Here is a 24,096-nt window from a genome sequence, read left to right on the forward strand (position 1 = left end):
CGCGGAAGAAGCGGTCAGGTTCTGACCGCTCCTCCCGGGACGATGCGCGGATCGTGACTCAGTACGGCTCGACGTAGACGGCGATGCTGCGGGGTGGGACGGTGACCGTACCGGTCGCCCGGTCGAACGCGGCGGTCCGCAGCACCGGGTCGGCCGACTGCCGCAGCACCGGATGCAGGGACGTTGCGGTCCCACGCAGCCCCGGCACGGTCTGGGTTGCCGCCGCCGGGGTGGCGTTGACGACCACGGTCAGCGAGCGCCAGCGCCGGTCCAGTCCGGTTCCGTCCAGCCGCATCGTGATCACCCCCGGTGTCTCGTCCACTCCGGACAGCGGGAACGTCACCCGGCGCTGCACCTGCGCCCCGTCGGCCAGCCCGAAGACCGGTGACGACGCCCGGATCCGGAGCAGTTCCCGGTAGCGCGCGTCGGTCAGCTCGACCGCCGCGCAGTCCGGTGCGAGTCGGGGATCGGCGAGCAGTGGACGGGCGTACGGCCACTTGTCGGCGTTGTCGGTGGCCGGTGGCAGTCCGATCCCGAACCCGTTCCCGTCCGCGCAGTCCCAGCGGATCTGGTTGAACCAGTCCCCACTGTTGTACGAGTTCCGGTCCAGCGACTTCGACCGCAACCGCTCACTGCCGGAGGTCACGAAACCGGTCCCCTGACTCAGCACCGGCGTGCCGAGCGCGAGCACCTGCATCCGGGACCGGTCCTGCGCCGACGTCCCGGCCGGCAGCTTGTACGCCAGGGCGTCGTACAGGATCTCGTTGTCGTGCGCGTCGACGTAGCTGACCGCCTCACCGGGCGCGGCGGTGTAGCCGGCCGGTGCGCCGTTGTAGTCGACGTCGGCCCCGGTCACCGTCTCGCCGGACGACGCCACGAACCGGTACGACGCCAGGTTGCCGACCAGCCCGACCTTGATCTGGTCCTGCTGGTGCAGCAGTCGGGCCCGCTGCTCGGCGAGGGTGCCGTTGACCGGGTCACCGTTCGGGTCGGTGAACAGCCCGGAGCCGAAGCCCTGCACCCTCGGGTTGGCGTCGACCTTGTAGGCCTTCGCCCACTCGACCACCGAGTCGACCACCAGCTTGCCCATCATCAGGTGCTCGGACGCGGTGTTGGCGCAGCAGGTCGAGGTGGCCAGGGTGCCGTCGTCGAGCAGCCGGTGGTAGTAGCCGGGGACGATCTGGTCCAGCACCGACTTCGGGTCGGTGCCGGCGGCCGACGTGTGGTTGTAGACCACGTCCAGCACCACCCGCAGTCCGGCCGCGTTCAACCCGGCCACCATCTGCCGGAACTCGGTCGTCCGGTGCTCCGGGTCGACCGCGTACCCGCCCTCCGGCACCGTGTGGTGCAGCGGGTCGTACCCCCAGTTGTAGCCGTCGGTGTCGCGGACCGTACCGACGCACTCCTGCTGGCGCGCGGAGTCCGGCCAGGTCGCAGGCCGGCACCGCCTGGTCGGCCCGGCGTTCCGGGATGGTGGCGAAGTCGAAGGTCGGCAGCAGGTGCAGGTGGGTGACCCCGGCGTCGGCCAGGCCACGTAGGTGACGCATGCCGGTGGTCGCCGGGTCGGTGAAGGCCAGGTAGGTGCCCCGGCGCTGCGCCGGCACCGAGGCGTCCGCGATCGAGAAGTCCCGGACCGAGACCTCCTGGATCTGGGTACGGCCGGCCGGCACCGCTGCCGGCTTGCGCAACCCCGCCCAGCCGGGCGGCGCGGTCGCCGGATCGGCGAGGTCGACGAGCCGGCTGTGCGTGGAGTCGACCGCCAGGGCCAGCGAGTACGGGTCGGTGACCGAGGCGGTGACGATCCGCTGCGCGGCCGGCTGCCACACCTCGACCCGGTACCGGTAGTACCTGCCGACCCAGTCCCGGTCGCCGCGTAGCGACCAGACCCCGGTCCGGTCGTCCCGGCGCATCGGCACCGTCGTCGTGGGGGTGCCGGTGGGCGCGTCGTACAGTTCCAGCGCCACGGTGCGGGCGGTCGGCGCCCAGAGCGCCAGGTCGGGTCGCCCGCCGTGGAGGGTCGGACCGAGCCGGGCCTGCGCCGCCGCGGAATACACCTCGTCGAGCACCCCGGGGATCTGCACGCCTCGATGCAAGACCTTGCAGCGCCAGCGCCCAGCATCCATCATCTTGCGCAAGCAAGCATCCATCGGCTGGTTCGGACCGCAGCGCCTGGCAGTGGGGCTGCGGCAGCAGGAGGCGGGGAGCGGCCCGGGGGCCGGGCGCGATGTCAGGAGCGCGAGGACCCGCGAGCCGAGCAGCCGGAGGCCGGGAACGACAGCCGGTGGCCCGGCGGCGCGGGACGCGGGGCGGCGGCCGACGCCGGCCGCCGCGACACGTGGGCGGCTCAGCTGATGCTGCAGGCCGCGCCGTTCACCGTGCAGACGGTGGGACGGGTCGTCCGGCCGTCGTGTTCGAACTGGACCCGCAGCGGCACCGTGCCACCGGCCGGCGCCGACTGGGTACCGGTGAAGACGTAGCTCTCCCCGGACCGGCGCAGCATCGGCTGCGGTGCCCCGTCCACCCAGAACGCCCGCAGCCGTCCCACCCCGGACGGGAAGCGCAGCTCGACGGCCCACGGCCGGGCCGAACTGGCCTGGTTGCGGATCCGCACCTCGGCCATGAACAGGTTCCGCCAGTCGTTCGTCACCCGGTAGTTGGCGGTGAGTTCACTCTGCTGCGGCGGAGGACCGGCGGGCGGCGAGGAGGTGGTCACCGGGCGCCCGGCCGGTGTGGTGGGGCGGGGCGCTCCGGTGCGGGACGGCGTCGCGCCGGCGCCGGTCGGGCGGGCGGTCGCCACCGGGGACCGGCTGGCCGGCCCGGTCGACGGGGTCAGGTCCGCCGACGCCTCGGCGGTGACCTCCGGAGTGGGGGTGTTGCCGGGCACGAACGGGAAGACCGGCTCGGGGGCGCTGGCCGGTCGCCGGTCACCGGTGAGGTAGCCGGTGGCGGCGACGAGCAGCACGATCATCACGAGTACGCCGGCCGAGACGACGATCCAGGGCGCCGCGGCGAACAGTCGCCAGCGGGGCGTCTGCGGGGCGCTCACCGGGCCGGGATCCGGACCGCGATCTCGTCACCAAGCCGTGCGCCGCGCGACAACTCCAGTTCGTCGCCGCTCCAGAACCGGCCGGGGTCGTACCAGCTCGCCCGGCGACCGGTCGGCAGCAGGCCCATCGCCTGGTACGTGACGGCCACCACCTCGGCGCAGTACGCCGTCTCCAGCGCGAGTTCCCTGGCCCGCTTCCCGCCTCCGGGAACCCGACCGCGCGCCCACCGCCAGGCGAGCTGTGCGGTGGACGGGAAGGGCGTGCCGTCCAGGCGGGCGATGGTACGCAGCACCCCGTTCTCCATCTCGTGATCGGCCGGTGGTTCCAGCTGGCGGAGCCAGGCCCGCTGACCGTACCGGACACCCCAGACCCGGACCGCATCCCGTAGGTCGTGCAGTTGCACACCCCGGTGATGGTTGCCGGACCACAGGTCCGGCAGTGATCGGCCGAGCTCGGCGTGCCACATTAGCGGTGGCAGGTCCTCGAGAACCACGGACATTCCGACATGGTTGACCGGACTGTTCGTGGTCAACTGGATCGCCCGATCCGGCACACTGCGGCCCCGGAAGACCCACACGTCGCCGGTCCGGGTCAGCTCGACCGCCTCGTCGAGGCTGAGTTCGCTCTTCTGCTCGCCCACTGCCCCACCTCGTACGCCCACCGTCTGTCGGCCCGGCGACTACCCTAGGCGGATGCGCTGGTGGAAGGTAATCGGTGTGGCGGGTTTTGTCGGGGTGGCCGCGACCGGGGTGGTGCTGGCCCGGGCCGAGCGGCGGCGCCGCGCCTACACCCCGGAGCAGATCCGGGATCGGCTCCAACAGCGGCACGCCCAGGCGTTGACCTCACCGTCCACTCTCGACTGACGAGGACTGCCGGCGGCGGAGGGTTCCCGGGCGGACACGCCGGTCCCGGGACGGGCGCGAGGACCTCGAGCCGGTTGCCGCGCGGGTCGTCGGTGCGGCACCGCCTCAGCCCGGGCAGCTCGTTGTTGCCCCAGCTGACCCGCGCCCCGCGTCGGTGAGCCGGGCCGCCAGTTCCGGAGGCTTGGCCGGCTCGGTCATTCCCAGCAGATCGCGGCCCACCAGCTGAGCCGAGGCTTGCGCGAATAGCAAGACGGACGTACGGTTTTATTGCAGCGACACTTTGGTAAGGGTTACCTGACCCGGGCCGGCCGGGAGTGGGTAGGAAAGACTTGGTCAAGGGCCGTCCGCCCCGCCCGCCGGTCGAGCGGGCCCGGCCGGACGGACCGCCCGGGTTGGCCGGTGTCGGCCGGGACGAAGACAGCGTGAAGGAGTACGACGTGGCGAGCCTCGACACCTTCGGTGCGAAGAGCCAGCTGCGCGTCGCAGACGCGAGCTACGAAATTTTCAGAATCAGCACGGTGGCCGGGCACGAACGCCTGCCGTACAGCCTCAAGATCCTGCTGGAGAACCTGCTCCGCACCGAGGACGGCGCGAACATCACCGCCGAGCACATCCGGCAGCTCGGCGCGTGGGACCCCACCGCCGACCCGAGCGTGGAGATCCAGTTCACCCCGGCCCGGGTCCTCATGCAGGACTTCACCGGCGTGCCCTGCGTGGTCGACCTGGCCACCATGCGCGAGGCGGTCCGTGACCTCGGCGGCGACCCGACCAAGGTCAACCCGCTCGCCCCGGCCGAACTGGTCATCGACCACTCGGTCATCGCCGACCTGTTCGGCCGCGAGGACGCCTTCGCCCGCAACGTCGAGCTGGAGTACGGCCGCAACCGCGAGCGCTACCAGTTCCTGCGCTGGGGCCAGACCGCGTTCAACGAGTTCAAGGTCGTACCGCCCGGCACCGGCATCGTGCACCAGGTCAACATCGAGTACCTGGCCCGGACGATCATGGCGCGGAAGGGACCCGACGGGAGCCAGACCGCGTACCCGGACACCGTGGTCGGCACCGACTCGCACACCACCATGGTCAACGGCCTCGGTGTGCTCGGCTGGGGCGTCGGCGGCATCGAGGCCGAGGCCGCGATGCTCGGCCAGCCGGTCAGCATGCTCATCCCCCGGGTCGTCGGTTTCAAGCTGCACGGCGAGATGCCGGCCGGCACCACCGCCACCGACCTGGTGCTGACCATCACCGAGATGCTCCGCCGGCACGGTGTGGTCGGCAAGTTCGTCGAGTTCTACGGCCCCGGCGTCAGCGCGGTGCCGCTGGCCAACCGGGCCACCATCGGCAACATGTCGCCCGAGTACGGCTCCACCGTCGCGATCTTCCCGATCGACGAGGAGACCGTCCGCTACCTCAAGCTGACCGGCCGCACCGAGCAGCAGGTGGCGCTGGTCGAGGCGTACGCCAAGGAACAGGGCCTCTGGCACGACCCGACGGCCGAGCCCGACTACAGCGAGCGACTCGAACTCGACCTGTCGACCATCGAGCCGTCGCTGGCCGGCCCGAAGCGCCCGCAGGACCGGGTGCCGCTGGGCAACGCCAAGACGCTGTTCCGCTCCGCCCTGATCGACTACGTCGGTGACGGCGCCACCGCGCACGGACCGGCCGACGAGGCGAGCGAGGAGTCCTTCCCGGCCAGCGACCCGCCGGCCAACGAGGTCAACGACCCGGCCGACGCGCCCCGCGAGCTGATCTCCGCCGCCACCGGCGCCAAGGGCCGGGCCAGCAACCCGGTCCGGGTCACCGGCGACGACGGCAACGAGTACGAGCTCGACCACGGCGCGGTGGTGATCGCCGCGATCACCTCCTGCACCAACACCTCGAACCCGCAGGTGATGATCGGCGCCGCCCTGCTCGCCCGCAACGCCGTCGAGCGCGGGCTGGCCCGCAAGCCGTGGGTGAAGACCACCCTGGCCCCGGGCTCGAAGGTGGTCATGGACTACTACGAGCGCGCCGGCCTCACCCCGTACCTGGAGAAGCTCGGCTTCCACCTGGTCGGCTACGGCTGCACCACCTGCATCGGCAACTCGGGCCCGCTGCCCGAGGCGGTCTCCGCGGCGGTCAACGAGCACGACCTCTCGGTGGTCTCGGTGCTCTCCGGCAACCGGAACTTCGAGGGCCGGATCAACCCGGACGTCAAGATGAACTACCTGGCCTCGCCGCCGCTGGTGGTGGCGTACGCGCTGGCCGGCACGATGGACATCGACCTGGCCAACGAGCCGCTCGACACCGGCGCCGACGGGCAGCCCGTCTACCTGCGGGACATCTGGCCCTCCTCGGCCGAGATCCAGGAAGTGATCAACGCCGCGATCGGCGCCACCGGCTTCGGCCAGGCGTACGCCGACGTCTTCGCCGGCGACCAGCAGTGGCAGTCGCTGCCGACGCCGACCGGGGACACCTTCGCCTGGGACGCCGAGTCGACGTACGTACGCAAGCCCCCGTACTTCGAGGGCATGCGGCGGGAGCCGCAGGCGGTCACCGACATCACCGGCGCCCGGGTGCTGGCGAAGCTCGGCGACTCGGTCACCACCGACCACATCTCGCCGGCCGGTTCGATCAAGGCCGACTCACCCGCCGGGACGTACCTCGCCGAGCACGGCGTGGCCCGGCACGAGTTCAACTCGTACGGCTCGCGGCGCGGCAACCACGAGGTGATGATCCGGGGCACCTTCGCCAACATCCGGCTCCGCAACCAGCTCGTCCCCGGGGTCGAGGGTGGCTTCACGGTCAACCACCTGACCGGTGAGCAGACCTCGATCTACGACGCCTCGGTGGCGTACCAGGAGGCCGGCATCCCGCTGGTGATCCTGGCCGGCACCGAGTACGGCTCGGGATCGTCCCGGGACTGGGCGGCCAAGGGCACCATGCTGCTCGGCGTCCGGGCCGTGGTCGCCCAGTCGTACGAGCGGATCCACCGCTCGAACCTGATCGGGATGGGCGTGCTGCCGCTGCAGTTCCCGGCCGGCACCGACGCGGCGTCGCTGGGGCTGACCGGCACCGAGACGTTCTCGATCACCGGCGTGACCGCGCTCAACGACGGGCAGATCCCGCGCACCGTCTGCGTCACCACGGACACCGGGGTCGAGTTCGACGCGGTGGTCCGGATCGACACCCCCGGTGAGGCCGACTACTACCGGCACGGCGGCATCCTGCAGTACGTGCTGCGCAAGATGCTCACCAACTGAGTTCCGGCAACACACACCACCCGGGCCGGGGTCCCGGTCGCCGTTCGCGGCGACCCGGGGCCCCGGCCCGGCGCCGTCGTGCCGTCGGCCCCGTCCCACCGGGGGTTGACCTCAACCATGGTCGAGGAAGCAGACTCGGGCCGTACCGACCGACCATGGAGAGGACACCCGGATGCGCGCGGCAGGCTTCACCGAACCCGGCGGACCGGAGGTGCTCCGGCTGCTGGAACTACCCACCCCGGAACCGGGCAGCGGCGAGATCAGGGTCCGGATCCTGGCAGCGGGCGTGCAGCCGTACGACGCCCGGATCCGGGCCGGCTGGACGCCGCCCGGCGTCCCGCCGACCCTGCCGAGGATTCCGGGCAACGAGTTCGCCGGAGTAGTCGACCGGCTCGGGCCGGACGTCACCGACATCACCGTCGGCGCCGAGGTGCTGGGCTTCGGCAACCTCGGCGCGTACGCCGAGTACCTGGTGGTCCCGGCATCCCAGGTCACCGCCAAACCGCCGACGATGCCGTGGGAGGTCGCCGGCGGCTTCAGCGCCGGGGCGCAGACCGCACACATCGCCCTGGAGGCACTGGGTGTCGGTGCGGGCGACACGCTGCTGGTGCACGCGGCGGCCGGCGGGGTCGGCACGGTGGCCGTACAGCTCGCGGTGGCGGCCGGTGCGACCGTGCTCGGCACCGGCCGCGAGGAGAACCACGACTACCTGCGTACGCTCGGCGCGATCCCGGTGACGTACGGGCCGGGGCTGGTCGAGCGGGTCCGCCGGCTCACGCCGGACGTCACCGCCGCGCTGGACGGTGCGGGTGGTGAGGCACTGCGGGCCTCGCTCGACCTCGTCGCCGACCGGAAACGGATCCTCACCCTGGTCGAGCACGGCAGAGCCGAGGAGTTGGGCATCCGGGTCACCTCGAACCTCCGCTCCGCGCAGCGGTTGGCCGAACTGGTCGAGTTGCACCGGCAGGGTCGGCTCCTGATCCACGTCCGTCGTACGTTCCCCCTCGACCGGGCCGCCGAGGCGCACCGCGAACTGGAGACCCGGCACGGCCGGGGCAAACTGGTGATCGTCGTCGACTGATCGCATCCGGCCCCTGACCGGTGGGGTCGGGTCGGGCTCCCCGGCCGGTATCGTCGGTGCGTCGACAGGAAGGGGCTGGCCCGTGCGGCAGACCACCGGCCGGGTGAGCGGGGTGCCGGCGCTGTTCGCGTCCGCGTTGGCGGCGGCTCCGGCCCGGCCGCTGCTCACCTACTACGACGACGCGTCCGGTGAACGCACCGAACTCTCCGCCGAGGCGCTGGGCCGGTGGGTGGCCCGCACGGCGAACCTGCTCGTCCGGGGCTGCGGGCTGGGCATCGACGCGCGGGCGGCGGTGCTGTTGCCGCCACACTGGCAGACCGCCGCCGTGCTGCTCGGCACCTGGTCGGCCGGGGTGTCGGTGAGTTTCCACGGCACCGCGACCGCCGGGCTGCCCCGACTCGGGCCGGGCGTCGAGGAGCCGTTCGACGTCACGTACGCCGCCCTGGGCCGGATCGACGACTGGCTCGACCACGTCCCCGAGGCGACACACCGGTTCGTGCTGGGCTTCGCCCCGGACGCCGCGCCGCTGGCCGAGCCGCCGACCGGCTACCGGGACTACCTCACCGAGGTACGCGGGCACGACGCCAACCTGCACCCGTACGTGCCGCTCCACCCGGACGACGCGGCCAGTGTCGACGGCACCAGCTACGCCGAGTGGGGCCGGTTGGCCCGAGGGCTGGCGGAAGAGGTCTTCGACCTCAACCCCGGTGACCGGGTGCTGGTCGACGCGGCCGCTCACGAACATCCGGTGAAGTGGCTGCTGGCGCCGCTGGTCGCCGGCGCCACGATCGTGCTCTGCGCCAACCTCGACCCGGCGACCGTGCGCCGACGCGCCGAGGAGGAACGGGTTACCCGGGTGCTGTGAGGTCCACCGACCGACCGGCCGGCGCAGCGAGGTCTGACCACCGGGCGGTGGCGGAGGGGGCCGACGAACGGGCCGGCGAACGGGAGGTTTCTGGCCGGCCGGGGGATCCGAGCGGCGGGAACTGGGCGATGCCACGACCCGACGGCGGGTCTCCCCGGCCGGCGGGTCACCCGCCGAGTTCCGCGGCGCGGCGTCCGACCTCGGCGGGGGGCAGCACCTCACCGTCGAGCACCACGCCGACGAACGTCTCCAGCGGGATGTGTTCGAAGACCGGGGCGCCCAGTCGGGCGAACACCGGCTCGGGGACGAGCTTGAGCGCGGTGGTGACGACCAGGGTCGGCAGCCGCTCGGCCAACTCCCTGGTGCCCCGGATGTTGAGCACCGTGGTCGGTCCGATCGCGTCGGCGCCGGCCAGCGCGACCATCGGTTCACCGGTACGGAATCGGGCGGGGAGCTGCGCCAGCACCTGGGTCACGATCGAGCTGCTCGGGGCGGAGGTGACCGGTTCGCCCCGCTCGGCGACCCAACCGACGGTCGCCTTGACCGTGTTGTCCACCGCATGGTCGAGTTCCGCCCGGATCCGCCGCAGTGCCTCGGCCGGTTCGGCGGACCGGACGGCGTTCGCGATGTGCCACATCGGGGCGTAGCCCGGCAGCCGGGCGATCAGGTACCCGGTCGCCTGGTCCGCGGCGACCGGGTCGTGGACCAGTTCGAGCAGGCCCTGGATGACCAGTCGGGCCACGCCGGTGGCCCCTGCCGTGGTGACCGTCACGGCCTCCCGCAGCGGTGTCGGCAGCGTCGCTTCGTCCATGATGGTGGCTCTTTTCGTTCGGGATCCGGTCCCTGCGGGCAGGGCTGCTCCCCTGGCATCGAAGATGCCCTATCTGTGGGCTTTTCCGGCACCAGGACTGGTAGTTCATATCAAAAGACCAACCTTGTCGGCCGGGAATGACCAAATGGCAGCAGGACGGCGATCCGGTGACGGACAACGGGTCTGCCGTCGCGGTCGGTCGGCCCGGAACACCCCGGGTGCGCGCGGGTCGGCTACCGGGGGCGCCGGGAACCGGGACCGGCCCGGTTCCCGGGCCGAGCGCCGCACCGCCGGGCTGGGTGATCGCCGGCACGGCGGCGCTGGCCACGATGTTGTCGCGCGGTACGCCGTTGGTGGGCGAGCACCCTCACGCTGTGCCAGGATCTTGGACATGGACGACAGGACGATTCTCAGCCGGATCAACGAACTGGTCGACGAGGAGCACCAGCTGCGCTCGCACGCACAGCAGGTCGAGGCGACCTCCGAGGAGGAACGGACCCGACTGCGGGAACTCGAGGAGTCCCTCGACCAGTGCTGGGACCTGCTCCGCCGGCGCCGCGCGACCCGGCAGGCCGGTGGTGATCCGGACACCGCCGGGACGCGCAGCGTCAACGAGGTGGAGAAGTACCTGCAGTAGCGCCGGTCAGCGCAGTCCGGCCTCGCGGAGCAGGGACGCGGTCAGCGCCGCCGGGTCGGCCAGGTCGGCCGGCAGGCCCCGGGCCACGAACCAGGTCGACACCACCCGTACGTCCCGGGCCAGGAACTCGGGTCCGGTCGGGTTGGCCACCACGTCGACCACCTGTGGCAGGTCGATCAGCACCAGCCGGTCCCCGTGCACCAGCAGGTTGTACGGCGACAGGTCGCCGTGCGCCAGCCCGGCCCGGGCCAGTACGACCAGCGCGTCGACGAGTTGGTCCCAGAGCCGCCGCAGCAGGTCGGGTTCGGGCCGCAACGCCGCCAGCCGGGGTGCCGCCAGCCCCTCCTCGGCGTCTCCGACAAACTCCAGCATCAGCTCGGTGCCGAGCAGCTGGACCGGGTACGGCACCGCGATGCTGCCGAGTTTGTTGCCCAACTCCCACAGTTGGGAGAGCGCGGCGAACTCGGCGGCCGCCCACTGCCCGGCGATCATCTTGCGGCCGAACGCGGTCCGTCCCTCCATCGCCCGGTTCTCCCGGGACCGGCGTACCCGGCGTCCCTCCAGGTAACCGGCGTCCCGGTGGAAGAGCCGGTGCTCGGGCTCCCGGTAGCGCTTGACCGCGAGCAGACAGCTCCGGTCGGTGTCCGGGATCCCCCGCCGGACCAGGTGCACGTCCGCTTCCTTGCCGGTCTTGAGTACGCCCAGTTCGGTGTCGGTGGCGGCCAGTTCGGTGACCAGCCAGTCCGGGTACGGCGTCGGCCCGTGCACCGCCTGGTCCCAGCTGGACCACTGGTCGCCCTCGTCGGGCCGGTCCAGATCCGGGTCGACGGCGGCGATCGGAGCGGGCCGGGTCCGTTTCAGCAGAAGTGGTTCGTCGTCGTCGAAGCGCCGGGCGCGTCGACCGCCGCCGGAGCGGCCACCCCCACGACGGGCATGGGTGGCGTGATCGTCGTCGAAATCATGTACGGACACAGCAGGAATCCCTCGGTCGAGTAGGAAGAAGGCAGGCGGAAGCGCACGACAGTGACGGCCATTTCGCTCTCCTCCCTCCACTCGGCCGGAGCGGTGCCCCGGACACATCTCTGACGGGGACGATGATGGTCAGCCCACCGGAGGTTCGTCAACGGAATTAACCGGGCGGCGACGGGATCAGCCGGCACGGAGACCGTACGAGCCGACGGCGACAGCTGGCGAGGACCGGAATCAGCTGGCGAGGACCGCGGCGAGGGCCGGGATCAGCCCGTCGGCCGTCCGGGTGGGTGCGTACCGGCGCTCCATCCAGCGGCGACCTCGGTGCAGCCAGACACTGGGCAGACCCACCGCCGCCGCACCGCCGATGTCGGCCTCCGGGCTGTCGCCGACCATCCAGGCGCCGCGCAACCGCATCCGGACCCGTTCGGCGGCCAGCGCGAAGATCCGCGGGTTCGGTTTGCTCACCCCGGCCTCTTCGGAGATCACCCAGTCCGCGAGGTAGCGGTCCAGACCGGTCTCCCGGATCTTGCGCTCCTGCTGCCGGGTGGTGCCGTTGCTGATCGCCACCGGCACCCAGCCGGCGTCGTCGGCGATCCGCAGCGCGCACGCGATCAACGGGTCGAGCCGGGTGTTCTCCACCACCCCGTCGTACAGCGCCTCGACCAGGTCGATCGACGGGATCCTGAGCGCGTACCGGTCCCGGATGGCGTCGGCCACATCCCAGCGGTTGGTCAAGCCGTCCGCGTCCACCGAGAGTAGCCATTCGACGTCACTCTTCGGCGCCCCGATCTCGGCCAGGAAGCCCTCCGCCCAGTGTCGGAACGGGCCGGCCCGATCAAGCAGGGTGTTGTCCAGATCAAGGAGCAACAGCGGCACTCGCGAACAGTACGGGACATACCCCGTCGGGCAACAGTCCCAGCATGTAAACAACCGGGTTGCCCGAATAGACAGCAGGTGTTCAGGCGGTCAACAGGGCCCGCACGAGGCCCTGGTCAGGGCGTCGGTCGAGGAGCATCCGGTGGGCGTCCCGGACCCGTAGCAGTTCGGCCGGGTCGAGTCGAGCGACCACCACCGCCTCGCCCCGGTCGCCGGCCCGGCCCACGGTCCGTCCCTCCGGGTCGTGGACCGCGGCGCCCCCGTTGAACCGCCACGGCACCGCCCCGCCGACGGCGTTGGCGAAGACGACGTACATGGTGTTGTCCAGGGCCCGGGCCCGGTAGTAGAGGTCGCGGCGGTGCTCGGAGCCGACCAGGTAACCGCTCGGGCAGAGGTAGGCGTGCGCGCCGTCGGCCGCCGCCGCCCGTCCGTGCTCCGGGAAACACCCGTCATAACAGATGCCGAGCCCGAGCCGCCATCCGTCGACCACCAGGGTCGCGCCCCGGTCCCCCGGGGTGAACAGCGCGTTCTCGTCCGGCCCCCAGAGCTGCTGCTTGGCGTATCCGGCGCAGACCCGGCCGGTCCGGTCCACCACCAGCGCGGAACAGGTCCGCCGGCCGTCCGGGTGCCGGACCGCGGCGCCGACCACCACCACGGCACGGTGGTCCCGGGCCGCCGCGCGCAGCGGGTCGAGCCGGGGGTCGGCGATCCCGCCGTCGGAGTCGGCGGGGACGTGGGTGCCGTCCGGGTCGGCGGCCAGGGTCGGCGGGTGGTACGCCGGCAGGAACAGTTCGGGCAGGACCACCACCCGGGCGCCATCCCCGGTGGCCTGGCCGACCAGCCGGGCCGCGGTGCGGGCGTTGCCGGCGACGTCGCCGGGCACCGGCTCGGCCTGGACGGCGGCGACGTCCAGCGGGGCGGCGGGAGTGGGGTACGACACGGCGGCGATGATAGTCACCCGACGCCGAGGTAACCCAAGACGTACGTACGGATTGCATAGCGTGCCCGGGCCTGGCACGATCTACTGGTGCCCAGGGTAAGCCAGGACCAGCTCGACGCCCGTCGTCAGGAGATCCTCGGAGCGGCGCGGGCCTGCTTCGCCCGGCACGGCTACGAGGGCGCCACCGTGCGTCGCCTCGAGGAGGCCACCGGCCTCTCCCGGGGGGCGATCTTCCACCACTTCCGCGACAAGGACTCGCTCTTCCTCGCCGTCGCCGAGGACGACGCCGCCGCGATGGTCGAGACGGTGGCCCGCAACGGCCTCGTCCAGGTGATGCGCGACCTGCTCGACGACGCCACCTCGCCGGAGACCACCGGCTGGCTCGGCAGCCAACTGGAGGTGTCCCGTCGGCTGCGCACCGATCCCGCCTTCGCCCGCCGGTGGGCGGAACGCTCGGCGAGTCTCGCCGAGGCGACCCGGGAGCGGCTGGCCAGGCAGCGGGACGCCGGGGTGCTGCGCGACGACGTACCGATCGAGACGTTGGCCCGGTTCCTGGAGTTGGCGTACGACGGCCTCGTGCTGCAGCTGGCGATGGCCCGGCCGGCGGGCGACCTCGGCCCGGTCCTCGACCTGATCGAAGAGGCGGTACGCCGACCCGGTGCCTGAGCCGGACGTCCGGCGGTACGTCCCCGGCCAGCGCCCGGCGCCGGGTCGACGGGCTGGCGCGGCCGATCCACAATGGGCGGCACCCACCCCGTACGGCAGGAGCAACCGCGATGGACGTTCTCGGGCAACCCGACACCTGGGGCATCCCCGGGCCCACCTTCCTGGTGTTCTTCCTTTCGACCGCCGCGGTGCTCGTGGTCGGCACCCTGGTCCACCGGTCGGTACGGTTCGCCGGGCGCACCCCGTCCGACCTCGATCACCTGCATCCGGTCCAGGTCGCCTGGCTGAACGGCGGCGACTCGCTGGCGGTCTACACCGCGCTCGGCGCACTCCGCGCCGCCGGCGCGGTCGGCACCGGAGCCGACCGGCGACTGCACCGGACCGGGCCGTTGCCAACCGGCGCCAGCAGGTTGGAGTGGGCGGTGCACGAGGCGACCGGTCGACGGATCCGGGCCGGCCAGCTGACCGGTGACGGCGGTGTCCGGACGGCGCTGACCGACCTGCGGTCCGGGCTGGAACGGGACGGGCTGGCCCCGACGGCCGACGCCCGCCTGGCGGCGCGGACCGGGCCGTTGCTGCTGCTCGGCCTGGTCGCCCTCGGCGCGGTCCGACTCGGCGCGGGCCTGGCCGCCGACCGGCCGGTCGGTTTCCTGGTGCTCGCCCTCGCCTTCCTCCTCCCCACCAGTCTGGTGCTGCTGTTCATGGTGCCCCGGCAGACCCGGGCGGCGAAGACCGTGCTGCGCCAGATGCGTGTGCGCTACCAGCACCTCTCCCCCGTCAACTCTCCCGCCTACGCCACCTACGGGGTGGCCGGCGCCGCGATGGGTGTCGCCATCTTCGGCACCGCCGCGCTCTACGATCTCGACCCGGCCTTCGCCGCGCAGGCGGAGATCCAACGCACGGCGGCGTCCGGGGCTGGCGGGTCGGGCGACTCCGGCGGAGGCGGTGACTCCGGCGGTGGCTGAAGCGGCGGCAGCGGATGCGGCGGCGGCTGCGGCGGGGGCTGCGGCGGATGACCGGCGACGGGGCCACGACGTACGGGGTGGGCATCGGCTGGCGCCCGGAGATCTCCGGTTTTGTCGCCGACCTGCCCGGCCTGCGGTTCGTCGAGGTGATCGCCGAGTCCGTGGCCAGCACTGGGCCGCCGCCGGCCCTGGCCGAACTCCGCGACCGGGGGGTGGCCGTGGTACCGCACGGGGTGCGGCTCTCCCTCGGCGGCGCGGAGCCGGTCGAGCCGGACCGGGTCCGACACTTCGCCCAGGTGGCGCGACTGCTGGACGCGCCACTGGCCAGCGAACACATCGCGTTCGTCCGGGCCGGCGGGGTCGAGGCCGGACATCTGCTGCCGTTGCCGCGTACCCGGGAGGCGGTCGACGCGGTGGTCGCCAACGTCCGCCGGGTCCAGGCCGAACTGACCGTGCCGTTGGCCCTGGAGCCGATCGCCGCGCTCTTCGACTGGCCGGACGACGAACTGGACGAGGCGCAGTTCCTCACCGAGATCCTGGACCGTACCGGGGCGCTGCTGCTGCTCGACATCGCCAACGTCTACGCCAACGCCCGCAACCGGGGCAGCGACCCGCTGGCCCTGCTCGACCGGCTTCCGCTGGACCGGATCGGCTACGTACACGTCGCCGGGGGTGCCGCGCACGACGGGATCTACCACGACACGCACACCGACCCGGTCCCGGACGCGGTCCTCGACCTGGTCACCGACCTGTGCGCGCGGCACCGGCCACCGGCGCTGCTGCTGGAGCGCGACGGGCACTATCCGGAGGCGGCGGCGTTGCGCGGTGAACTCGACGCGATCGCCGAGGCGTCCGGTTATCCGGCGATCACCTGAGGAGGCGACGTGACCGGATCGTTGGCCGACCGGCAGGCCGCACTGGTGGCGACGCTGGTCGCCGGGGCACCGGTGCCGCCCGGCTTCGACGACCGGCTGGTCGGCGTCGCCCGCGCCGCGTTGCTGCGCAAACGGGCCGGCGAGACGGCCCGGCAGTGGCCGATGCTCGCCGCCGGCCTCGGTCACCGCTGGTTCCCGGTCTTCGCCGGCTGGGCCACCAGCCGCCCGACCCGGGGATCGCTGCGCGACGGGTGGGACCTGGCCCGCGGGCTGGTCGCCAAGGGGCAGCTGCCGACCGTGGCCGCCGAGGAACTCGCCGTCCGGGAGGCCAGCTGGCGGTACGACGGCAGCACGGCACCGCGCCGCCGCCGGTGGCCGGCGGTCCGGCGGGTCGACGGTGCCCTGGTCTGCCAGGTCGCCGGCCGGATCCGGGTGGTGCCCCTGCGCCGACGCCGAGGGTGAAGATCCACTGACCGGTGCCGGGGCATAGGATCACGCACATGGATCTCGGACTCGCGGACCGGGTGTACGTGTTGACCGGCGCGTCGAAGGGCCTCGGCTTCGCCACCGCCGAGTGTCTGGTCGCCGACGGCGCCCGGGTGGTGCTCTCGTCTCGGAACGAGGCGCAGGCGGTCGCCGCCGCGCGGCGGCTCGGCGGCGCCGACCGGGCGGTCGGGCTCGCCGCTGACCTGGCCGACCCGGAGACGGCGACCCGACTGGTCGGGACCGCCCTGGACCGGTTCGGTCGGCTCGACGGTGCGCTGGTCTCGGTCGGCGGGCCACCGAGGGGCAGCGCCGCCCAGGTGACCGACGCGCAGTGGCGGGACTGGTTCGAAACGATCTTCCTGGGTACGGTCCGGGTGGCCCGTACGGTGGCGACCACGCTGGACGGTGGCGGGGCCATCGGACTGGTGCTCTCCAGTTCGGTGCGGGCCCCGATCCCCGGACTCGGCATCTCCAACGGCCTCCGCCCCGGGCTGGCCGGCGTCGCGAAGGACCTGGCCGACGAGTACGGCCCGCGCGGCGTCCGGGTGGTCAGTCTGCTGCCGGGACGGATCCTCACCGACCGCAACCGGGAACTCTTCGCCGCCAGCGGAGACCCGGAACGGGCCCGGGCCGCCGCCGAGGCGGAGATCCCGCTGCGGCGGCTCGGCGAACCGGCGGAGTTCGGCCGGGTGGCGGCCTTCGCCCTCTCCCCCGCCGCCGGCTACCTGACCGGGGTCACGATCCCGGTCGACGGCGGCGCCCTACGCACCATCTGAGCCCGTCCCGGCCCGGGCCGGGGCCCGCGGTCAGCATGACCGGGTAGCGTTGCCAGCCGTTGTGAAGGGAAGGCCATCAAGGTGACCAAGCTGATCCTGATCGTGGGCGGCGGCGTCTGCTGCCTGGCGGTGGTGTCGGCGGTGGCGCTGCTGGCGGTGTGGGCGGTCAGACGCGGCCGGCGGACGTGACCGGGACGGCGCGGCAGCCCCGCCGCACCACAGCACCGGGCCGCGCGTCGTTGCCGCACCGTCCCCCGGCCGCACGTACGACCGTCGACGGGCCGACGTCCGGGAAGGCCGTGGCGCGGCCGACGATCGTGCGACCGACTCCGGCCGAGGTGGCCGCGGCGGCCGACCGGCTGCTGCCCGACCTGATCGCACCCGGTCTGCACGTACTGTTCTGCGGCATCAACCCGGGGCTCTACTCGGCGGCGACCGGCTGGCACTTCGCCCGCCCCGGCAACCGGTTCTGGCCGGCACTGCACCGTGGCGGCTTCACCCCTCGGCAGTTCGACCCGGCCGAGCAGACAGAACTGCTCGACCACGGCCTGGGCATCACGAACCTGGCGGCCCGGGCCAGCGCCCGGGCCGACGAGTTGACCCGCGACGAACTCGTCCGGGGCGGACGGGAACTCGTCGACAAGGTCGAACGGTACCGGCCACGCTGGGTCGCCGTGCTGGGCGTCACCGCGTACCGGGTCGCCTTCGATCGACGTACCGCCCGGCTGGGCCGGCAGCCGGAGTCGCTGGGTGGCGCCGCGTTGTGGGTGCTGCCGAACCCGAGCGGACTCAACGCCCATTTCACCGTGGACGGGCTGGCCGCCGCGTTCGCCGAACTCCGGGCCGAGGTCGCTCAGACCGGGTCGTAGTCGGGTCGGGGCATGGTGACGACCGGATCCGGGCCGACCGCGTCGGTGTACGGCGCCGGCGAGTCGGCGACCGCGAACTGGGTCCGGTACAGCTCGGCGTAGAGGCCGCCGACCGCGACCAGTTCGTCGTGCCGGCCACGTTCGACGATCCGTCCGCCGTCCAGCACCAGGATCTGGTCGGCGTCCCGGACGGTGGAGAGCCGGTGGGCGATGACCAGCGCGGTACGTCCCTGCAGGGCGACCGCGAGCGCCCGCTGCACCGCCGCCTCGGACTCGGAGTCCAGGTGCGCGGTCGCCTCGTCAAGGATGACGATCGACGGGGCCTTGAGCAGCAGTCGGGCGATCGCGATCCGCTGCTTCTCGCCGCCGGAGAACCGGTACCCGCGTTCGCCGACCATGGTGTCCAGCCCGTCCGGCAGCTCCCGGACCAGGTCCTCGACCTGTGCGCCGCGCAGCGCCGCCCAGAGTTCGTCGTCGGTGGCGTCCGGTTTGGCGTACCGGAGGTTCTCCGCGATCGTCTCGTGGAACAGGTGCGAGTCCTGGGTGACCACACCGATGGTGTCGCGCAGCGAGTCGAGGGTGGCGTCCCGGACGTCGACCCCGCCGACCCGGACCGCGCCGTCGGTGACGTCGTAGACCCGGGAGAGCAGCATCGACGTGGTCGACTTGCCGGCACCGGAGGGACCGACCAGGGCCACCATCTGCCCGGGCTCGACGGCGAACGAGACCCCGCGCAGCACCGGCTCGGAGACCGTCCGGTCCAGGGCGGCGACGTCCTCCAGGGAGGCGAGCGACACCTCGGCGGCGCTCGGGTAGCGGAACCGCACGTCGCGGAACTCCACCCGGCCGGCACCGTGGGGAATCCGGACCGCGTCCGGCTTCTCGGCGATGGACGGGGCGAGGTCGAGCACCTCGAAGACCCGGTCGAACGAGACGAGCGCGCTCATCACGTCCACCCGGACGTTGGAGAGCGCGGTCAGCGGCCCGTAGAGGCGGGTGAGCAGCAGGGCGAGGGTGACCACGGTGCCCGCGCTGACACTGCCCCGGACGGCCAGCCAGCCGCCGAGCCCGTACGTGAGGGCCTGGGCGAGCGACGCGACCAGCAGCATCGCGACGAAGAAGGTCCGGGAGTACATCGCGGACTGGATGCCGATGTCCCGGACCCGCTCGGCGCGGTCGGCGAAGCGCCGCGCCTCGACGTCGGGCCGGCCGAAGAGCTTGACCAGCAGCGCGCCGGAAACCCCGAACCGCTCGGTCATCGTGGCGTTCATCTTCGCGTCGAGGTCGTAGGACTCCCGGGTGATCTCCGCCAGCCGACGGCCGACCCGACGCGCCGGCACGATGAAGATCGGCAGCAGCACCAACGACAGCAGGGTTATCTGCCAGGAGAGGGTGAACATGACCCCGGCGGTGAGCACCAGCTGGATGATGTTGCTGACCACCCCGGAGAGCGTGGTGGTGAAGGCCCGCTGCGCGCCGAGTACGTCGTTGTTGAGCCGGCTGACCAGGGCACCGGTCTGGGTCCGGGTGAAGAACTGCAGCGGCATCCGCTGGACGTGGTCGTAGACCCGGGTCCGTAGGTTGAGGATGATCCCCTCGCCGATCCGGGCGGAGTACCAGCGTTGGGCCAGCGAGAGCAGCGCGTCGACGATCGCCAGGCCGGCGATGACCAGGGCGAGTTGGACGACCAGCCGGCCGGCGCCCGCGTCGCCCCCGGAGATGGCGTTGATCACGTCACCGGCCAGGACCGGCGTGGCGACCCCGATGACCGCGGCGAGCACCACGGTGATCAGGAACACAACGATGTCCCGGCGGTACGGGCGGGCGAACTCGACGATCCGCCGTACGCTGCGCCGGCTGACCCGGTGCGCCGTGACCTCGTCGCGGTTGCGCAACGAGCGCAGCATGCTCCAACCGCCCATGCTGCCACCGGACCCCATCGGGTTGACCACGCGCGACCTCCCAGTCTCCAACCTCTACGACAACCGGAGCGGCGGCGCGAATCTTCCCGAAAGATCCTTCCGCGCCGCCGGACCGTCGGCGTCGGCGTCGGCGTCGGATCGGCGTCGGATCGGCGTCGGCGTCGGATCGGCGAGGTTGCCGGGTCGGCTCGACCGGTCGTCAGGGCGGGCCCGGCCGGGTGGGCGTCGTCGGGCCGGCCGGGGCACCGACCCGGTCAGGGCCGACCCGGTCAGGGCCGCACACGATCGGGCTCCACCGGGGCGGGGCTGATCCGTTCGGAGCGGAACCGGCGTCACCGGCCGTCCGGTCCCAGCCTATTCGCCCAGCCCGGCAAGATCACGTATCCGGCGCGTCTGCGCCTCCCGCTCGGCCCGCTGCTGTGCGGCCGCGGTACGTCCGGTCGCGCCGGCCAACAGCGCCTTGATCTCCACCACCGCGTCGCGGTTGCCGGCCAGAACCGCCGCGGCCAGGTCGTGGACGGCCGCGTCGAGGTCGGCCCGGGGCACCACCACGGTCGCCAGGCCGAGCCCGACCGCCTCGGTGGCGTCGACCCGTCGGCCGGTGACACAGAGTTCCAGGGCGCGGGAGTACCCGAGCAGCTCCACCAGCCGTTGTGTGCCGGCGAGATCGGGGACGAGGCCGAGCATCACCTCGGCCATGGAAAACACCGCGTCGTCGGCGAGCACCCGAAGATCACACGCGAGGGCGAGTTGGAAACCCGCGCCGATGGCATGACCCTGCACCGCCGCGATCGAGATGAGGTCGGGGCGGTGCAGCCAGGTGAATCCGGCCTGGAATCCGGCGATCCGCTCCGCGCACTCTTCCGGTGCCAGGGTGGCGAGCTCGGCGAGTGCGCCGCCGGACGTCCCGTCCTCGCCGGCACCGGTCGCCACCGACAGGTCGAGCCCGGCGGAAAATGCCCGACCCTCACCCCGCACCACGACAACTCGTACGTCCCCCGGCAGCTCCCGGGAGAACTCACGCATCGCCCGCCACATCTCGGGCGTCTGCGCGTTGAGTACGTCGGGCCGGCACAACGTCATCGTCGCGACCGGCCCGTCGCAATTCAGTCGTACGCCAGCGGTCACGAATGATTCCGCGGGCGTTCGGCTCCGGACCAGGCTGCTGAGCGGGTCACGCCTTCTTCCGTCGACGTGCACCGCCACGCTGGCGAAGCTGTACACCAGACTCGGTGAGCACCCGGTGGATGAACCCGTAGGAACGGCCGGTCGAGGCCGCCAGGGCGCGGATGCTTTCGCCGGAGGTATACCGCTTGACCAGGTCCTTGGCGAGCGTCTGACGCTCGGCCCCGACGATCCGGCGACCCTTCTCAGTGCTGGTGGCTGTGCCAGTGGCTGCCATGTTGATTCCTCACGTCCCAGACTGTGCGGTTCGATACGGTCCCACCTATTAGACCGCCTCGAACGATCATGCGCTAGATATCAACTCTTCGCCAACCGACACGCACAGCAGTGTCAGTTTCCCGATTGAGTGATTGCGCCGACGGCGCGCTCCGGGCTGAGGTCGGGGTGTGGTTTCCACGCCCCTGCGCGGGTTTCGCGCGACACCGTACAGGTTTCCCTCGGCCGCCTCCCAGTTTTCCGCCCACCAGCCATGTTCGGCAGCACCGCCGGTCCGGTTTTACCGGCCATCGGTTCGGTTCGGTGCGCCACAGGTCGGGATAACTTCCCCCGTCCGGAGAGTCGGGGTAACCAACCGTCGAGTTTCCGTGCCCACCCGGCAAGTTTCGCCACCAGCGGCGACTTTCCGAGGACCGCTCGGATTCAGTGCAGTGGATTCCGCAGAATGGTGATCCAGCCCCTAGGGTGTCGCATGTGGCGGATCAACTCGCGACGGCGGCGGGGGCCGCCGCCGTCTTCGCGGCCACCAACGTCGACGACATTGTCGTACTGACCGTGCTCTTCGTCGCCGCGCGTACCGCCGGACGGCCCCGGCCCTGGCAGATCGTCGTCGGTCAGTACGCGGGAATCGGCGTACTGGTCGGCGCCGGGCTGGCGGCGGGCGCCGGCCTGCTGGTCGTCCCCGAGCCGTGGACCGGGCTGCTCGGACTGCTGCCCCTGGCCCTCGGCGTACGGGCACTGCTGCGCCGCGACGAGGAGGGCCCACCGCAGCCGGTCACCGGCACCCTCGGCGTGGCCGCCGTGACGGTCGCCAACGGCGCCGACAACATCGCCGTCTACGCACCCGTCTTCCGGACCGTCGGTCCGGCCGACGCGGGCACGTACCTGCTGGTTTTTGTCGTCCTGGTCGGGGTCTGGTGCGCGGCGGCGGCCGCGCTGGGCGGACATCCCCGGGTGGTCCGGCTGGTCGGCCGGGCGGGCCGCTGGCTGGTCCCGGCACTGTTCATCACCATCGGCCTGGCCATCCTGGTGGGTTCCGGCGTCCTCGGCCGGCTCGTCGGCCTCGACTGACGGCCGGCGGTTCACCGGTCCGGCACGCCCGCGCGGGTCGGCACACCCGCGCGGGTCGACCGGCTACGCCAGCTCGACCAGTTCGAGCAGGTCGTCGCTCCAGGCGTCCTCGTCGCCGTCCGGGAGCAGGATCGCGCGGTCCGGCTTGAGCGCCAACACCGCGCCCGGGTCGTGGGTGACCAGCACGATCGCCCCGGGATAGCGGGCGATGGCGTCCAGCACCTGCTCCCGGCTGACCGGGTCGAGGTTGTTCGTCGGCTCGTCCAGCAACAGGACGTTCGCTCCCGAACAGACCAGGGTGGCCAGGGCCAACCGGGTCTTCTCCCCACCGGAGAGCACCCCGGCCGGCTTGTTGACGTCGTCACCGGAGAAGAGGAAGGCGCCGAGGATCTTGCGCAGGTCGGTGTCGGACTGCTCGATCGCGGCGGCGCGCATGTTCTCCAACACCGTCCGGTCCACGTCCAGCGTCTCGTGCTCCTGGGCGTAGTAGCCCAACCGCAGCCCGTGCCCGGCGTGCACCTCGCCGGTGTCCGGGGCGAGCAGGCCACCGAGCATCCGCAGCAGCGTCGTCTTGCCGGCACCGTTGAGCCCCAGGATGGCCACCCGCGAACCGCGGTCCACCGCCACGTTGACGTCGGTGAAAATCTCCAGCGAGCCGTAGGACTTGGACAGGCCGGTCGCGGTCAGCGGGGTCTTGCCGCAGGGCGCGGGGCTGGGGAAGCGCACCTTGGCCACCCGGTCGGCGACCCGTACCTCCTCCAGGCCGGAGATCAGCTTCTCCGCCCGGCGGGCCATGTTCTGCGCGGCGACGGTCTTGGTGGCCTTGGCCCGCATCTTGTCGGCCTGCGCCATCAGGGCGCCGGCCTTCTTCTCCGCGTTGGCCCGTTCCCGGCGACGGCGGCGCTCGTCGGTCTCGCGCGCCTCCAGGTAGGCCTTCCAGCCCAGGTTGTACACGTCGACCACGGACCGGGTGGCGTCGAGGAACCAGACCTTGTTGACCACCGACTCCAGCAGCGCACCGTCGTGGGAGATCACGATCAGGCCGCCCTTGTGGTTGGCGAGGAAGCCCCGCAGCCAGGTGATCGAGTCGGCGTCGAGGTGGTTGGTCGGTTCGTCGAGCAGCAGGATGCCACCGCCGTTCTCGCCGGCGTCCCGGAACAGGATCCGGGCCAGCTCGATGCGCCGGCGCTGACCGCCGGAGAGGGTGCCGATGGTCTGCGCCAGCGCGCGGTCCGGCAGGCCGAGGTTGGCGCAGATCCGGGCGGCCTCGGCCTCGGCCGCGTACCCGCCCAGGGCGGCGAACTGGTCCTCCAGCGCACCGTAGCGGCGAACCAGCTTCTCGTCGGCGTCCGCGGCGAGCCGCTCCTCGAGCTCCTTCATCTGGGCCATCAGCACGTCCAGACCGCGCGCCGAGAGCACCCGGTCGCGGCCGGTCACCTCCAGGTCACCGGTGCGCGGGTCCTGCGGCAGATAGCCGATGGCGCTGCGCCGGTCGATCTGCCCGGCGTACGGCTGGCCCTCGCCGGCCAGCACCTTGAGCGTCGTGGTCTTGCCGGCACCGTTGCGGCCGACCAGGCCGATCCGGTCGCCGGGCTGGACCCGCAGGGTGGTGTCGGAGAGCAGGATCCGGGCGCCGGCACGGAGTTCCAGACCGCTTGCAGTGATCATCTCGACGAACTCGCTCTCGGGGTCGAAGGCTGACTCAGGGCACACAAACCAGCCGGCGGACCCGTA

Annotated in this window: 22 protein-coding genes and 1 pseudogene; 12 read left to right on the forward strand and 11 right to left on the reverse strand. The window is 72.3% G+C overall.

Annotated features, from left to right (window positions below; translation table 11 throughout):
• Positions 1 to 58 precede the first annotated feature (58 nt).
• From ABGB21_RS19420 to ABGB21_RS19430, 3 genes and pseudogenes are all read right to left on the reverse strand, one after another.
• Positions 59 to 2,113: pseudogene (locus tag ABGB21_RS19420) on the reverse strand (alpha-1,6-glucosidase domain-containing protein); the annotation flags it as partial.
• A 231-nt stretch (positions 2,114 to 2,344) separates the two neighbouring features.
• The gene (locus ABGB21_RS19425) at positions 2,345 to 3,046 is read right to left on the reverse strand and encodes a cellulose binding domain-containing protein (protein ID WP_347652359.1); all 702 of its coding nucleotides are present in this window, start codon (positions 3,044 to 3,046) and stop codon (positions 2,345 to 2,347) included.
• Positions 3,043 to 3,687 (reverse strand): hypothetical protein, encoded by a 645-nt coding sequence (locus tag ABGB21_RS19430; RefSeq protein ID WP_347652360.1) that lies wholly within the window; start codon positions 3,685 to 3,687, stop codon positions 3,043 to 3,045. The genes ABGB21_RS19425 and ABGB21_RS19430 overlap by 4 nt, the downstream gene beginning before the upstream one ends.
• Positions 3,688 to 3,739: 52 nt before the next feature.
• On the opposite strand from ABGB21_RS19430, the gene ABGB21_RS19435 reads away from it, so the two are divergent.
• The 4 genes from ABGB21_RS19435 (at position 3,740) to ABGB21_RS19450 (ending at position 9,095) form a co-directional block, all read left to right on the forward strand.
• Positions 3,740 to 3,910, forward strand: a complete 171-nt coding sequence (locus tag ABGB21_RS19435) for a hypothetical protein (RefSeq protein WP_347652361.1) — start codon at positions 3,740 to 3,742, stop codon at positions 3,908 to 3,910.
• Positions 3,911 to 4,332: 422 nt separating this feature from the next.
• On the forward strand, positions 4,333 to 7,149 hold the full coding sequence (locus ABGB21_RS19440; RefSeq protein WP_347652452.1) for an aconitate hydratase: 2,817 nt from the start codon (positions 4,333 to 4,335) through the stop codon (positions 7,147 to 7,149).
• A 172-nt stretch (positions 7,150 to 7,321) separates the two neighbouring features.
• Positions 7,322 to 8,230 carry an NADP-dependent oxidoreductase gene (locus ABGB21_RS19445; protein WP_347678856.1) on the forward strand — a complete coding sequence of 303 codons (909 nt, stop codon included), beginning with the start codon at positions 7,322 to 7,324 and terminating at the stop codon, positions 8,228 to 8,230.
• An 82-nt stretch (positions 8,231 to 8,312) separates the two neighbouring features.
• Positions 8,313 to 9,095 (forward strand): TIGR03089 family protein, encoded by a 783-nt coding sequence (locus ABGB21_RS19450; protein WP_347652363.1) that lies wholly within the window; start codon positions 8,313 to 8,315, stop codon positions 9,093 to 9,095.
• Positions 9,096 to 9,261: 166 nt separating this feature from the next.
• Here the strand turns inward: ABGB21_RS19450 and ABGB21_RS19455 are convergent, their stop codons facing one another.
• Entirely contained in the window at positions 9,262 to 9,906 is a 645-nt protein-coding gene (locus ABGB21_RS19455) for a hypothetical protein (protein ID WP_347652364.1), read from the reverse strand.
• Positions 9,907 to 10,297: 391 nt separating this feature from the next.
• Between ABGB21_RS19455 and ABGB21_RS19460 the strand changes: the two genes are divergently transcribed.
• A complete protein-coding gene (locus tag ABGB21_RS19460; RefSeq protein WP_347652365.1) occupies positions 10,298 to 10,543 on the forward strand; it encodes a DUF2630 family protein in 246 nt (81 codons plus the stop codon).
• A gap of 6 nt (positions 10,544 to 10,549) precedes the next feature.
• Here the strand turns inward: ABGB21_RS19460 and ABGB21_RS19465 are convergent, their stop codons facing one another.
• From ABGB21_RS19465 to ABGB21_RS19475, 3 genes are all read right to left on the reverse strand, one after another.
• Positions 10,550 to 11,407 carry an RIO1 family regulatory kinase/ATPase gene (locus ABGB21_RS19465; RefSeq protein WP_347652453.1) on the reverse strand — a complete coding sequence of 286 codons (858 nt, stop codon included), beginning with the start codon at positions 11,405 to 11,407 and terminating at the stop codon, positions 10,550 to 10,552.
• 339 nt (positions 11,408 to 11,746) lie between these two features.
• A complete protein-coding gene (locus tag ABGB21_RS19470) occupies positions 11,747 to 12,391 on the reverse strand; it encodes an HAD-IA family hydrolase (protein WP_347652366.1) in 645 nt (214 codons plus the stop codon).
• A gap of 82 nt (positions 12,392 to 12,473) precedes the next feature.
• Positions 12,474 to 13,331, reverse strand: coding sequence for a carbon-nitrogen hydrolase family protein (locus ABGB21_RS19475; RefSeq protein ID WP_347652367.1), 858 nt, complete (start codon positions 13,329 to 13,331; stop codon positions 12,474 to 12,476).
• A gap of 87 nt (positions 13,332 to 13,418) precedes the next feature.
• On the opposite strand from ABGB21_RS19475, the gene ABGB21_RS19480 reads away from it, so the two are divergent.
• The 6 genes from ABGB21_RS19480 to mug all read left to right on the forward strand — a co-directional run bounded on the left by ABGB21_RS19480 (position 13,419) and on the right by mug (position 17,968).
• Entirely contained in the window at positions 13,419 to 13,997 is a 579-nt protein-coding gene (locus tag ABGB21_RS19480; RefSeq protein WP_347652368.1) for a helix-turn-helix domain-containing protein, read from the forward strand.
• Positions 13,998 to 14,107: 110 nt separating this feature from the next.
• On the forward strand, positions 14,108 to 14,962 hold the full coding sequence (locus ABGB21_RS19485; RefSeq protein WP_347678858.1) for a TIGR04222 domain-containing membrane protein: 855 nt from the start codon (positions 14,108 to 14,110) through the stop codon (positions 14,960 to 14,962).
• Positions 14,963 to 15,009: 47 nt separating this feature from the next.
• Complete coding sequence (locus ABGB21_RS19490) at positions 15,010 to 15,837, forward strand: DUF692 domain-containing protein (RefSeq protein WP_347652370.1); 828 nt, start codon at positions 15,010 to 15,012, stop codon at positions 15,835 to 15,837.
• A 9-nt stretch (positions 15,838 to 15,846) separates the two neighbouring features.
• A complete protein-coding gene (locus ABGB21_RS19495) occupies positions 15,847 to 16,299 on the forward strand; it encodes a hypothetical protein (RefSeq protein ID WP_347652371.1) in 453 nt (150 codons plus the stop codon).
• A gap of 38 nt (positions 16,300 to 16,337) precedes the next feature.
• On the forward strand, positions 16,338 to 17,099 hold the full coding sequence (locus tag ABGB21_RS19500; RefSeq protein WP_347652372.1) for an SDR family oxidoreductase: 762 nt from the start codon (positions 16,338 to 16,340) through the stop codon (positions 17,097 to 17,099).
• A 317-nt stretch (positions 17,100 to 17,416) separates the two neighbouring features.
• Positions 17,417 to 17,968: a G/U mismatch-specific DNA glycosylase gene (gene mug, locus ABGB21_RS19505; protein ID WP_347678860.1), complete on the forward strand. Its 552-nt coding sequence runs from the start codon at positions 17,417 to 17,419 to the stop codon at positions 17,966 to 17,968.
• Here mug and ABGB21_RS19510 read toward each other — a convergent pair.
• The 3 genes from ABGB21_RS19510 to ABGB21_RS19520 form a co-directional block, all read right to left on the reverse strand.
• Positions 17,953 to 19,908, reverse strand: a complete 1,956-nt coding sequence (locus tag ABGB21_RS19510) for an ABC transporter ATP-binding protein (protein ID WP_347652454.1) — start codon at positions 19,906 to 19,908, stop codon at positions 17,953 to 17,955. The genes mug and ABGB21_RS19510 overlap by 16 nt on opposite strands.
• Before the next feature lie 336 nt (positions 19,909 to 20,244).
• Positions 20,245 to 21,018: an enoyl-CoA hydratase/isomerase family protein gene (locus tag ABGB21_RS19515; protein ID WP_347652374.1), complete on the reverse strand. Its 774-nt coding sequence runs from the start codon at positions 21,016 to 21,018 to the stop codon at positions 20,245 to 20,247.
• Positions 21,019 to 21,064: 46 nt separating this feature from the next.
• Positions 21,065 to 21,292: a helix-turn-helix domain-containing protein gene (locus ABGB21_RS19520; RefSeq protein WP_007462679.1), complete on the reverse strand. Its 228-nt coding sequence runs from the start codon at positions 21,290 to 21,292 to the stop codon at positions 21,065 to 21,067.
• A gap of 473 nt (positions 21,293 to 21,765) precedes the next feature.
• On the opposite strand from ABGB21_RS19520, the gene ABGB21_RS19525 reads away from it, so the two are divergent.
• Positions 21,766 to 22,362 carry a cadmium resistance transporter gene (locus ABGB21_RS19525; RefSeq protein WP_347652375.1) on the forward strand — a complete coding sequence of 199 codons (597 nt, stop codon included), beginning with the start codon at positions 21,766 to 21,768 and terminating at the stop codon, positions 22,360 to 22,362.
• A 63-nt stretch (positions 22,363 to 22,425) separates the two neighbouring features.
• Here ABGB21_RS19525 and ABGB21_RS19530 read toward each other — a convergent pair whose 3' ends face one another.
• The gene (locus ABGB21_RS19530; protein WP_347652376.1) at positions 22,426 to 24,030 is read right to left on the reverse strand and encodes an ABC-F family ATP-binding cassette domain-containing protein; all 1,605 of its coding nucleotides are present in this window, start codon (positions 24,028 to 24,030) and stop codon (positions 22,426 to 22,428) included.
• Between the last annotated feature and the right edge of the window lie 66 nt (positions 24,031 to 24,096).

This window comes from Plantactinospora sp. B24E8 (assembly GCF_039871735.1).
Lineage (GTDB): Bacteria > Actinomycetota > Actinomycetes > Mycobacteriales > Micromonosporaceae > Plantactinospora.

Excerpts from the sequence above, each read along its gene's own strand:
- ABGB21_RS19520 (WP_007462679.1), bottom strand. The coding sequence starts at position 21,292 with ATGGCAGCCACTGGCACAGCCACCAGCACTGAGAAGGGTCGCCGGATC.
- ABGB21_RS19530 (WP_347652376.1), bottom strand. The coding sequence starts at position 24,030 with ATGATCACTGCAAGCGGTCTGGAACTCCGTGCCGGCGCCCGGATCCTG.
- ABGB21_RS19500 (WP_347652372.1), top strand. The coding sequence starts at position 16,338 with ATGGATCTCGGACTCGCGGACCGGGTGTACGTGTTGACCGGCGCGTCG.
- ABGB21_RS19485 (WP_347678858.1), top strand. The coding sequence starts at position 14,108 with ATGGACGTTCTCGGGCAACCCGACACCTGGGGCATCCCCGGGCCCACC.
- ABGB21_RS19460 (WP_347652365.1), top strand. The coding sequence starts at position 10,298 with ATGGACGACAGGACGATTCTCAGCCGGATCAACGAACTGGTCGACGAG.
- ABGB21_RS19490 (WP_347652370.1), top strand. The coding sequence starts at position 15,010 with ATGACCGGCGACGGGGCCACGACGTACGGGGTGGGCATCGGCTGGCGC.
- ABGB21_RS19455 (WP_347652364.1), bottom strand. The coding sequence starts at position 9,906 with ATGGACGAAGCGACGCTGCCGACACCGCTGCGGGAGGCCGTGACGGTC.
- ABGB21_RS19445 (WP_347678856.1), top strand. The coding sequence starts at position 7,322 with ATGCGCGCGGCAGGCTTCACCGAACCCGGCGGACCGGAGGTGCTCCGG.
- ABGB21_RS19510 (WP_347652454.1), bottom strand. The coding sequence starts at position 19,908 with ATGGGGTCCGGTGGCAGCATGGGCGGTTGGAGCATGCTGCGCTCGTTG.
- ABGB21_RS19435 (WP_347652361.1), top strand. The coding sequence starts at position 3,740 with ATGCGCTGGTGGAAGGTAATCGGTGTGGCGGGTTTTGTCGGGGTGGCC.